An 11602-nucleotide genomic window follows, 5' to 3' on the forward strand; every position below is an offset into this window, starting at 1 on the left:
CAATTTTCCTCCTTAAGAGGAATGATGGAAATGATGAACTGCAGCCTGAGTAGCTGTTGCATAAAAGTATACTTGATATATTAAAATTTTGTTCATCTGTTGGCAAAGATATATGCTATCTTTTAACATCCAAACTTCAATGATTGTTTATTCAAGATCTCACTATAAGAAATTTGAACTTTAATACGGATCAACATCTACTATAAATCTTACAGACCTAAATTCCTTTTGCGCCAGAAGCTCCGTGAGAAGGTGTTGCAACTCCATTTTGAACTGCGCCTGTGCATTGCCTCCTTTGTCCAGCTTGATGATGCTTTCAAAGATGTACTGATTTTTGATTTTCCCGATAAGTCCCTTTTCAGGTCCTAAAAGGATTTTTTTGACCTGAATGTCTCCCATCAGGTTATGAAGGGAATTGGAAGCCTTTTCAGCGGTTTTATAGTCTTTGTGCCTGGTGCTTACTTTAATGATTTTGACAAAAGGAGGATAAAAGAATCGCTGACGGTCTGCCATCTCCTGAAGGTAAAAGTTTTTGAAATCCCCTTGGAAAATCTGGTTAAAGATCTGTTGTTCGGGCTTTCGGGTCTGAATGATCACTTTTCCTTTTTTGTCTCTCCTTCCAGCCCTGCCGGCCACTTGGGTAATCTGTTGGAAAGCCCTTTCACCTGCCCTGAAATCAGGGAAAAACAAGATCCGGTCTGCATCCATTACACCCACTACGGTCACCTTATCAAAATCCAGCCCTTTAGTAATCATCTGGGTACCCACAAGAATATCTACGTTACCACTTCCAAAATCTTCAAGTAACCTCTGATAGCCGTATTTACTTCTGGTAGTATCCAAATCCATGCGAGCTACCCTGGCCTCAGGAAAAAGAAGTGAAATGCTTTCCTCAATCCGCTCAGTCCCTAAGCCTACGGCACTCAGTTTACTGCTGCCACAGGCCGGACAAGAGCTGGGCACTTTTTCTTTGAATCCACAGTAATGGCAGCGCATTTCTTCTGAGAACTGATGGTAGGTAAGGCTGACGTCACAGTGCTCACATTCAGGGATCCATCCACAATCCTCACAGGAGATGTATGGGGCATATCCCCTTCTATTCTGAAAAATCAATACCTGCTCTTGCTTACTCAAGGCTTCCTGAATACTCTCACGCAACAAGCGGCTAAAGTCCAGTTTGAGCAGGTTCTTCTTTTTATCAATCAGTACATCTGCCAATTGAAATTCAGGAAGCTGAGCTTCTCCATAGCGCTGGGTAAGACCTACATAGCCATACTTTCCGGTACGGGCATTAAAAAACGACTCAAATGAAGGCGTAGCAGATCCCAAAACAGTTTTGGCCTGATGCAGCCATGCCAACATAATAGCAGAATCCCTTGCCTGAAATCTTGGGGCCGGATCATACTGCTTAAAAGATGATTCGTGCTCTTCATCCACAATGACCAAACCCAAACAATCAAATGGTAAAAAAATAGAAGACCTTGCTCCTACTACAAAAGTGATTTTGCCACTCAGCACCCCATTCCAAACTTCTACCCGCTCATTATCCGAGTATTTGGAATGAAACACACCCATGCTGCTTCCGAATACCTTGCGCAGCCTTCCGACTATATGTGTGGTCAAGGCAATCTCAGGCAATAAAAGGAGCACCTGACTTCCTCCTGCTATGGCCTCTTGGATGAGAGTGATGTAAATTTCAGTTTTGCCGCTTCCTGTAATTCCATGGAGCAAAAGGGTGTTTTTTTCCTTTAGTTGTTCTTTGATACTTTTGAGAGCCTGGTATTGAGGTTCGGACAATTGGATTTCAACATCTTCCGGCTCCTCTTCCTCAAACCTGCTTATGATGATTTTGTATTCCTCAAGAATACCGTTTTTGATCAATGTCTTGAGAGAAGATGCGGATAAGTTTGCTTCAGAAAAGACAGATTTTTCAAGCCCCTTAGTATTGAGCTCTGGCTTTTTGTATACAGGCACTTCCTGGAGGTACTTCAAGAGCACTTCTTCCTGCTTAGGCTTGGACGAAAGCTCTTGAAAGACTCCTTCCAAGGCGTTTTTATCTTCTGCATATCGCTTGGTCAGCCTTACCCTGGACTCCACCTTAGGGTTGTATTTCTCTTTTACCTGTTCAAATACAAGAATGGCTTCCTTGACCACCATGCTCTTCAGTATGCCATGGACAGACTTAATTCCCAATACCACCTGACAATCTTCAAATGTCATCTCACCTTTGTTGGCCAAAGCCTGCAAAATCAGCTCTTCCCTTTCATCCAAAGGGTAAGTAGAAGTATCTGAATCAAAAGTTGGATTGATCTGGATCTTACTTTCACTGCTCAGCTTTAAGCCCGAAGGAAGTGCTGCATTCATCACTTCCCCGATATTGCAGCAATAATATTCCGCCATCCAGGACCAAAATCTGATCTGCAGGGGATTGACAGTGGCGTGATGATCGAGCACATCCAAAATAGGTTTGGCTTCGTAAGCTGCCGGCGGTTTTTGATGGACTTTGGCTATAATTCCTGTGAGGATCTTTTTTTGGCCAAACTGTACTATTATCCTGTATCCAATACCTATGTCATCTTTAAGGTTTTTTGGAATCTTGTAAGTGAAAAGCTTTGGAATAGGAACAGGAATAATCACATCTGCAAAAAGTCCGGTTGCAGTTGATTCATGATCTAAACTTTCTCCAAATAAATTTTCCAAAACAGTGTATTATAAATGTGGCATCTGGCTAATAGCTTCCGAAATATCTGAAACAGGCTTTTGACAGGCCTTATTATAGCAGACATATATCAAGGCATTGCCATTGGCATCAGCCTTTTTACCTACCAGCAATGGCAATTGATCATTCATTTCTTCTGAAGCTGCAATGACACAATTGGCTAAAACTGCTGACTGCAATTCTCGGGCCTTTGCTATTGCTCCTTTACCAACTATTGCCACTTCTGCTTTTGGCACAAGACTATTTAGATAATGAGAAGCCCAGTTACTCAAAAATCCAGGATCCTTAAGAATCAAAGGTTTGATGGAAGAAAGCATTTTCTTGGACAATTCCGCATAAATATCATCATAATACATAAGTGACAAATCCTGTAGATTTTTGGCCATGATCGAATTACTGGAAGGAATCACATTATCAAAGAGCTCCTTTTTGTTGGCAATGAGCTTTTCGGAACTTGGATTATTGAAAAAGAAAAACCCGTCTTTTTCATCGTAAAATCCTTTCAATGCATCTTCGGTGAGCTTTTTGGCGAATTGAACCCAACTGAGGTCATAGGTGATCTGGTACAAATCAATAAAAGCCCGAATCACTGCAGCATAATCTTCCAAAAAAGCAGGGGTATATGCTTCTCCGTTTTTATATGACCTAAAAAGCTTTCCATCAAGGTACATTTTATTCCGGATAAACTCCCCACAGGACACCGCCATTGTCATAGCACTTTCATTTCCGGTAAATAGGTGAGCTTTGACCAGACCGGATATCATCAATCCGTTCCATCCACTTAGCACCTTATCATCCAATCCCGGGAACACACGCATATTCCTTATTGCCAAGAGGTTTGATTTGACTTTTTGTAACCTCTTCACATAAGCACTTCTTGTCAATCCCTCCTCTTCTGCCAGATTTTCGTAACTATCTGTCTGAAAAAGTATATTCACTCCCTCTTCCCAATTACCGGCAAACTTTACATTATATAATTTGGCAAACCAACTCAGATCATCTCCCACAATGCTTTCAAGCTCATCATAAGTCCAGGTATAAAACTTACCTTCCACTCCTTCAGAATCTGCATCCTGAGCGGCATAAAAGCCCCCCTTTTCCTCAGACATTTCATGCTGAAGCCAGGAAATGGTTTCATCAGATTTTTCCTTGAAAAAATCATTGCGGGTAAGGGCATAGGCTTTGGCATAAAGCTCCATCAGCTGCCCATTGTCATAGAGCATCTTTTCAAAATGGGGAGCAAACCACTCCCCATCTACCGAATACCTTGCAAAACCTCCCCTCAAATGATCATATATCCCTCCCATACCTATCTTTTCTAAAGTGAAAAACACCTTATTTGATAGGATTTGGTCATTTTGGAGCAAAGCTACTTCCATGACAAAAGCCCAGATAGACGGCATGGGAAACTTCGGCTTTCTGTTCATGCCTCCCCATTCTTCATCAAACTGGGATACAAGCTGACCTACTATTTGAGACAGTTCACTTTTCGATAGGTTCAAGACATCATGCGAAAGACCGTATTTTTCAAATTCCGAAGCCTGAAGGCTCAAGGCAAAACTCTCTGCGCTTTCAGCAAGCTGGTCAAAATTCTTGGTGTAGGCATCAGCAATATTCTGCAGTAAGGATTTCCATTGTGGATTGGGAAAATAAGTACCCCCATAAAATGGCTTTTGATCAGGCATCAAAAAAACATTCAAAGGCCATCCACCCTGAAGCCCCATAGCCTGCACTGCATCCATGTAAATATTATCCAAATCAGGCCTTTCTTCCCTGTCGATTTTGATACAGACAAAGTTATTATTCATCAAGTCTGCTGTCTCTTTATCCTCAAAGGACTCTTTCTCCATGACATGACACCAATGGCAGGCCGAATATCCAATGCTTACCAGAATAGGCTTGTTTTCGGATTTTGCTTTTAGGAGCGCTTCCTCGCTCCATGGGAACCAATCCACGGGATTGTAAGCATGTTGGAGTAAATAAGGCGACTTGGAATTGATCAGACGGTTCATGGTAAAGCATTTATTCCTTTACAAAATAATTTTACTCAAAAGAGTTTCAAAAAAGACGGGTATCAGGTTAACAAGTCTTTTGCTATTTTCCTCTGTACTGAAGCTGCTTTCTCAATGCATCCAGCTCTTTCGAAAAATCATAATCCCGACTGTACTTTTCCAGTTTCTTCTGAAGGTTGTCCAAAAACTTCATATGTGCAGGACTATCAGGGTTGAAAGCCTTATGGGCCAAATCTCTTTTGATCCCTTCAAACTCCTTAATCAAAGGAAAAGCTGCAGGGTCCACCCAGCTATTTTTGAATTTTTCCCAAATATACTCCTCAGCTTGGGCATTGGGATGTATCAAGTCTTCTTTATAAAAGCGATAATCTCTTAATTCATCCACCATTATTTCGTAAGATGGAAAATAATCTATGAAATCGTAAGTTTCTGTCAGGTCATGTGCAGCCAGTCTGAGAATTGATTTGCTCAGTTGATTTTCAGCAATACCATCCTTAATGTGCCTTACCGGACTGACCGTAAGCAATACCTGCACTTCAGGATTAACCTGCTGGAGAATATTGAAAAATCCGCTGAAGGCTTTTTGTATCTCTTCAGGATGAAGCAATCTTTTCTCAAACAATTTACCGGGCTGTTTGTGGCAGTTGGCAACAACAAGACCCAGATCCAAGTGTTCATAAACCCAAGCAGTTCCAAAAGTAAGTACGATATGCGAAGCGGATTCCAGCACCTGTTTACTGTGTTGTTGCTTTTTGTGAATCAACCTTTCCAAAGAATCCTGACTGTAAGCTACCACGTCAGAATGCATGCCATAATGCAAATGCAATCCCTCTCTCACCAACATGGCGTCCGTGCTGATGGGCATTTCAAGGATAGAGTCCTCCATCAGTTGCGCTAGTGAAAGTGGATTAAAAATGGTACCAAAAGGATTGTTCAATACCTGGAACTTGCGTTCAGTAAGCTTTTCCGAGATCATAGTGGAAAAGCAGGAACCTATTGAAAAGATAGAAGATTGGTGATTTATTTTTAATTGTCCCTCGGGGACATCAAACGAAGTAGTCCATTGCATGGCTTAAAAATAGAAATAAAGGAATTGAAGTCCCGAATAAAAAGGCACAAAATTTTTTTTCATAGTTTTGCGTCCGAATTAAATCCATGATCATGAAAAATTCTGAAATAAAATTTAACGTAAAACTAGACGATAAAAATCTCCCTAAGTCCATTCAGTGGGACGCCTCAGATAAAGAAGGCAGCGGGGCGGAAAGCACCAAGAGCATCAGCTTAAATGTATGGGACAACCTCAATCACAGCACATTGAGAATTGACCTATGGACTGAAGACATGTCTGTAGCTGAAATGAAGCGTTTTTATATAGACATCATAGGAGGAATGGCACAGACCATTCTCAACAGTACAGGCGATGAATACATGTCAGAAGAAATGAAAGATTTGTGTGACAGGTTGGTAAAGCATGTCAATGAAGAAAATAAGAAAACTGGAGCCTAATTATTCGACTTCAACCTTTTTAAATCCAATTTAGCAAAAAACCTACCTATAATACGGGTAGGTTTTTTGTTTTTACTCATTAACTAGGGCTTGCTGAAAAAGTCTCAGGTATGCCAGATTCAAAGCGGGCGAATGAAGATGTATGCTTATACTTCGAGTGAGCCCAATGAAGAAGATGGTATGCCTGAGGCTAGCCTTAAAATTTCGAATTTTAAAATTTTAAGGAGCACGGAAATCAAGCTATAACATTGAATAAGCGTGCACCTGCTTAAAAAGAAAATACCTGACAAACGGGGTATTCATCAAAATTTAAAGCATTTATTCTTCAGTTGGCGTTTTTCAGCACGCCCTAACTAAAACATCAGTAAAATCAACAAACCCTTTCTATCTCAGAAATAGGCCTATTTTCCCTAGGGATATATTTGTTTTCCATTGAAAATGAACAGGTTTCCAAAAATTTATTCCTTATCTGGCAAAAATCACAAAATAAATTCAAGGCAAACCTATTGATAATTGGGAAATTAATCTAAATTTCACACTAATTAACAAGTTATAATTGCTTTTCGGCAAAGTTTAACAATTAACCCATTATAGCTTATGCAAAAATTTACAAAAAGTAATTGGCGGGCAGTTTTGTTGCTGTTTGCTTTAGTTTCCTTGTGGGTAGGTCCGGCCCTGGCTCAGACTACGACCATTTCAGGAACAGTCACAGAGGAAGGTACAGGTGAAACACTGATAGGTGTAAATATCCTGGTTAAAGGTAAGGTGATAGGAACCGTTACCGACCTTAGAGGGAATTTTTCCTTAAGGGTCAACCAAGCTCCACCACTCACTCTTGTGTTTTCCATGATCGGATTTGGTTCTAAAGAAGTGGAGATCACAGAAGCCAATGTAAGCAACCTAAGGGTTCAGCTTGCCGAACAATCTATGCTTGGGCAGGAAGTGGTAGTATCCGCATCCAGAGTGGAAGAAAGTATACTGCAATCTCCTGTTTCTATTGAAAAAATGGACATTTTGGCCATTCGAGATACTCCAGCAGACAATTACTATAAAGGCATAGCCAATCTCAAAGGGGTAGATGTCACAACTTCCTCCATCAATTTTCAGATCATCAACGCCAGAGGATTCAACTCCACAGGTAATACCAGATTCGTGCAGTTGACCGATGGTATGGATACACAAGCGCCTGCTTTGAATTTTCCTATTGGTAACCTTAACGGACCTTCTGAACTGGATGTGGAATCTGTGGAATTTATCCCAGGTGCAGCCTCTGCCCTTTACGGTCCAAACGCATTCAATGGAATTCTTTTGGTCAATAGCAAAAGCCCGTTTGAATATCAGGGTCTAAGTGCTTTCTACAAACAAGGTGTAAACCACATCAATGGAAGACCGGGAGAGCCACAAAACGCACAGCCTATGTATGAAGGTTCTATTCGATACGCAAAGGCATTCAACAACAAAGTAGCATTTAAACTTAATGCCTCATATATGCAGGCCCTTGATTGGCACGGAACTGATCAGACTGATCTTGCCAGAGAAAATCAAGGAGCTTTAGACTTCAACCCAGGCGCCGATAGAGTTCACGTTTTTGGAGACGAAGTAGCTAACAATTTGGGACTTCTTCGAAATGTAGCAGCTCTCCAACAAGCCTTCGGACCAGCCGTAAATAGCTTGCCAGACCAGATTGTATCCAGGACAGGGTATGATGAAAGACATTTGGTAGATTACAATGCAAAGAACCTAAAACTTAGCGGAGCCCTACATTATAGGGTCACAGATAGAGCTGAGCTATCTTATGTGGTTAATTATGGTGCTGGTACCTCAGTTTATACAGGTGCCCAGCGTTATTCTTTAGCCAACTTCTCCATTATTCAGCACAAACTTGAGTTGAAAGCAGACAATTACTTTCTTAGAGCTTACACCACTATAGAAAATTCCGGCGATTCATTTATTGCTGACCTTACCGGTGTAGCCATTAACGACAGGTGGAAGTCTAATTCGGCGTGGTTTGGAGATTACGCCGGTGCTTATCTTACAAATCTGATACAGGGGCAAGGCGTTGCTCCAGGCCAATTAGGAACACCACAACAACAGGCTGCAGCGCATAGATTTGCAAGAGACATTGCAGATACGGGGAGAATCTTGCCTGGAACTCCTGAATTTGACGCTGCTAAAAGTGCCGTCAGAGGAGAAGTAATCCCACAAGGTTCACTTTTTGACGACAGATCCAGAATGAACATGCTAGAAGGAATGTATGATTTCAAAAATGAAATTGATTTCATGGACCTTCAAGTAGGTGGTTCTTATAGAGTTTATGATTTAAGGTCCAATGGAACCATCTTCGCTGATGTAGAAGGTAATGACATTACGATTCAGGAAATCGGAGCATTCGCGCAAGGTGCAAAAAGATTCATTGACGATAAACTGAAAATCACAGCTTCAGTCCGCTATGACAAAAATGAAAACTTCAAGGGGCAGTTCAACCCGAGAATTTCAGGTGTATTTACCCAAGGAAACAATAATATCAGGTTATCCTACCAGACCGGTTTCAGAAACCCTACAACCCAAGCACAGCATATTGACCTTAATGTGGTATCTGCAAGACTAATCGGTGGTCTTCCTTTTTACAGGGATAAGTACAATATCTTTGAAAACGCCTTTTCACTTGCTTCTGTCAACAACTACGTAGCCGCTGTAGGCTCAGGACTTTCTCCTGTAGATCCAAGAGCGACCGGGCTTCTTGAAAGAGTAGAGTCTTTACCGGATCTAAGACCGGAAAGAGTTCAGTCATTCGAAATTGGATACAAAAGTCTAATTGCTAACAACAGGCTTTTGATAGATGCTGCGTACTACTATAACATTTACAATGACTTCATTACCCAGACGGCTGTAAGAAGGGCACCAGGACCGGTTTTCCCAGGTGCAATGCCTAACACTGACCAAGCTGCTATCAATGCGATAAATGCTCCTACTTTACTTACCCCAATCACAGTACCCGGTATGGAAAACACCTTCCAAACCTATACTAATATTGTAGACGAGGAAGTCAGGGCTCACGGGGCAGCAATAGGACTGACTTACAACCTACCAAGCAATTTCACTTTGGGTGGTAACTACAACTTCAACAGGCTGATCTCCAATATCGGGGAAGATTTCTTAAATGACTTCAATACTCCTGAGCACAAAACCAACATCACATTCGCAAACAGAAAAGTCACTGATAAATTAGGATTTGGAGTGACATATAGGTACCAATCAGCTTTTAGATGGGAAGCTACATTTGCTCAGGGTGATGTTCCGGAAGTGCATACATTTGACGCACAGGTAAGCTACAGGCTTAAAGATCTGAAATCAATTGTCAAGATCGGAGGATCCAACCTTTTCAATCAAAGGTACATCCTCAACTTTGGAGGCCCTACAATTGGTGCGATCTACTACATCTCCATCACTTTCGATGAATTGTTGAACTGATAACCTGAATAACATGAAGTTACTATATAAACTTAGATACCTATTACTCGCGGCCCTCGTAGTCTCTTGTACTTACGAATTCCCTGAGCCGCAGATAGAACAGCCTACTTCGGGGTCAGCTGATTTCACAAGAATCATTTCTGTGGGAAATTCTCTTACTGCCGGTTTTATGGATGGAGCGCTTTATAACAGAGGCCAACAAAGTTCTTTTGCTGTGATTTTGGCTGAGCAGGCCAGAGCTGTGGGCGGAGGCGACTTCAATGTCCCTTCTATCAATTCTGAAAATGGATTTTTCCAAATGGGTCCCCAAGGTCCTTTGGGAAGATTAATCCTTACCGTCAATCCAAATACAGGCGCAGCAGCACCCGCTCCTATTGGTGCAGGTGACATACCTGGAGATTATGCCGGCAATAAAGCTGAACTCAACAACTTTGGTGTTCCTGGCATTACCTTGTTGACTGCATTGATTCCTCAGACTGGTGGTCCCGCAGTACCTGAAAATCCTGCTTATAACAGACTGTATGAAAGGTTTGCTTCCAATCCTGGAACTTCCACTGTAATCGGAGATGCCGCAGCAGCTTTGGCAAACGGTGGCACTTTCTTTACATTCTGGCTGGGTAGCAATGACGTTTTGGGTTATGCAATAGGTGGTGCTTCCAATCCTGCCATTCTTACTTCTGACACAGATTTTCAACAGCGCTTAAATGCTGCTTTAGGAACAATGCTTCAAGCCAATGCTGATGCAAAAGGTGCGGTAGCTAATATTCCAAGCTTGTCTGTTTTGCCTTACTTCACTTTGGTCCCTTGGAATGCCCTGCCTCTTTCCCAAGAGCAGGCTACTCAAGCAAATGCCGGATATGCAGCATACAATGCTGGTCTGGCACAGGTTAGGGCTGCTGGACTGATCACCGCACAGGAAGAGGAATACAGAAGAATCCAATTCCAAGCAGGACAAAATGCTTTTGTCATGGATGATGAAAACCTTACAAACTTGACGGCTTTGGGTCTGCCTTCTATCAGACAAAGTAAATCTGCTGACAGGGCTACCCTACCTCTTTCCTCAGCATTAGGTCAAGTGGTGGGAGGTAATCAGGCATTGATCAGAGGTATTAGCTTTCCTGTTGAAGATCAGTTTGTCCTTACACCTGAAGAGCAAGAAGAGATCAGCAATAAAATCACAGCTTTCAACGGCTTTATCAATGCCGCTGTACAGGCCAATAATGATCGCCTTGTCTTAGTAGATGTGAATAATCTCTTGGATAGGGTTTTAGCAGGACAGGTCTCCTCAGGTGGTGTTGGCTTGACTGCCTCTATTGTTCCTCCAAACGGTGGCTTCTCATTGGATGGCGTACATCCAAACGCAAGAGCTCATGCCTTTGTTGCGAACTTGTTTATAGACAGGATTAATGAAAAATGGGGCTCAAATATCCCAAGAGCTAATCCGAATGAATTCATGGGTAATGACCTTCCAAGGTAAGGCTTGCTGAAAAAGTCTCAGGTATGCCAGATTCAAAGCGGGCGAATGAAGATGTATGCTTATACTTCGAGTGAGCCCAATGAAGAAGATGGTATGCCTGAGACTAGCCTTAAAATTTCGAATTTTGAAATTTTAAGGAGCACGGAAATCAAGCTATATCTTTGAATAAGCGTGCACCTGCTTAAAAAGAAAATACTTGACAAACGGGGTATTCATCAAAATTTAAAGCATTTATTCTCCAGTTGGCGTTTTTCAGCACGCCCTAGGTAATTCCTTACCAACCCAAAAAAAGCCACTCAAACGGGTGGCTTTTTTTATTGTGCAATAAGAGAAAATTAGGGCTAAAATTTACTTTATCATATTATGAAAACAGATTATCCGCTTACTTGCCAGTAGAACCTAAATAATGGGACAAAC

At 41.7% G+C, this 11602-nt stretch carries 6 protein-coding genes; 3 read left to right on the plus strand and 3 right to left on the minus strand.

Going from position 1 to position 11602, the window contains the following annotated elements; translation table 11 throughout:
* Positions 1 to 180: 180 nt before the first annotated feature.
* The 3 genes from priA to EGN73_RS11570 all read right to left on the minus strand — a co-directional run bounded on the left by priA (position 181) and on the right by EGN73_RS11570 (position 5800).
* Complete coding sequence (gene priA, locus EGN73_RS11560) at positions 181 to 2700, minus strand: replication restart helicase PriA (RefSeq protein ID WP_219289768.1); 2520 nt, start codon at positions 2698 to 2700, stop codon at positions 181 to 183.
* Between the two features lie 9 nt (positions 2701 to 2709).
* A complete protein-coding gene (locus EGN73_RS11565; RefSeq protein WP_219289771.1) occupies positions 2710 to 4731 on the minus strand; it encodes a thioredoxin domain-containing protein in 2022 nt (673 codons plus the stop codon).
* A gap of 82 nt (positions 4732 to 4813) precedes the next feature.
* Entirely contained in the window at positions 4814 to 5800 is a 987-nt protein-coding gene (locus EGN73_RS11570; RefSeq protein WP_219289774.1) for a GSCFA domain-containing protein, read from the minus strand.
* Positions 5801 to 5892: 92 nt separating this feature from the next.
* Here EGN73_RS11570 and gldC point away from each other — a divergent pair, with 92 nt between their 5' ends.
* The 3 genes from gldC (at position 5893) to EGN73_RS11585 (ending at position 11185) form a co-directional block, all read left to right on the plus strand.
* Positions 5893 to 6237, plus strand: coding sequence for a gliding motility protein GldC (gldC, locus tag EGN73_RS11575; RefSeq protein ID WP_219289777.1), 345 nt, complete (start codon positions 5893 to 5895; stop codon positions 6235 to 6237).
* 597 nt (positions 6238 to 6834) lie between these two features.
* Entirely contained in the window at positions 6835 to 9708 is a 2874-nt protein-coding gene (locus EGN73_RS11580; protein ID WP_219289780.1) for a TonB-dependent receptor, read from the plus strand.
* Positions 9709 to 9721: 13 nt separating this feature from the next.
* Positions 9722 to 11185: an SGNH/GDSL hydrolase family protein gene (locus tag EGN73_RS11585; RefSeq protein WP_219289784.1), complete on the plus strand. Its 1464-nt coding sequence runs from the start codon at positions 9722 to 9724 to the stop codon at positions 11183 to 11185.
* Positions 11186 to 11602: the final 417 nt, after the last annotated feature.

The organism is Arthrospiribacter ruber, from assembly GCF_019343195.1.
GTDB classification, from domain to species: domain Bacteria; phylum Bacteroidota; class Bacteroidia; order Cytophagales; family Cyclobacteriaceae; genus Arthrospiribacter; species Arthrospiribacter ruber.

Coding starts and splice junctions, on each gene's coding strand:
- EGN73_RS11585 (WP_219289784.1), top strand. CDS start 9,722: ATGAAGTTACTATATAAACTTAGATACCTATTACTCGCGGCCCTCGTA.
- EGN73_RS11580 (WP_219289780.1), top strand. CDS start 6,835: ATGCAAAAATTTACAAAAAGTAATTGGCGGGCAGTTTTGTTGCTGTTT.
- EGN73_RS11570 (WP_219289774.1), bottom strand. CDS start 5,800: ATGCAATGGACTACTTCGTTTGATGTCCCCGAGGGACAATTAAAAATA.
- EGN73_RS11565 (WP_219289771.1), bottom strand. CDS start 4,731: ATGAACCGTCTGATCAATTCCAAGTCGCCTTATTTACTCCAACATGCT.
- gldC (WP_219289777.1), top strand. CDS start 5,893: ATGAAAAATTCTGAAATAAAATTTAACGTAAAACTAGACGATAAAAAT.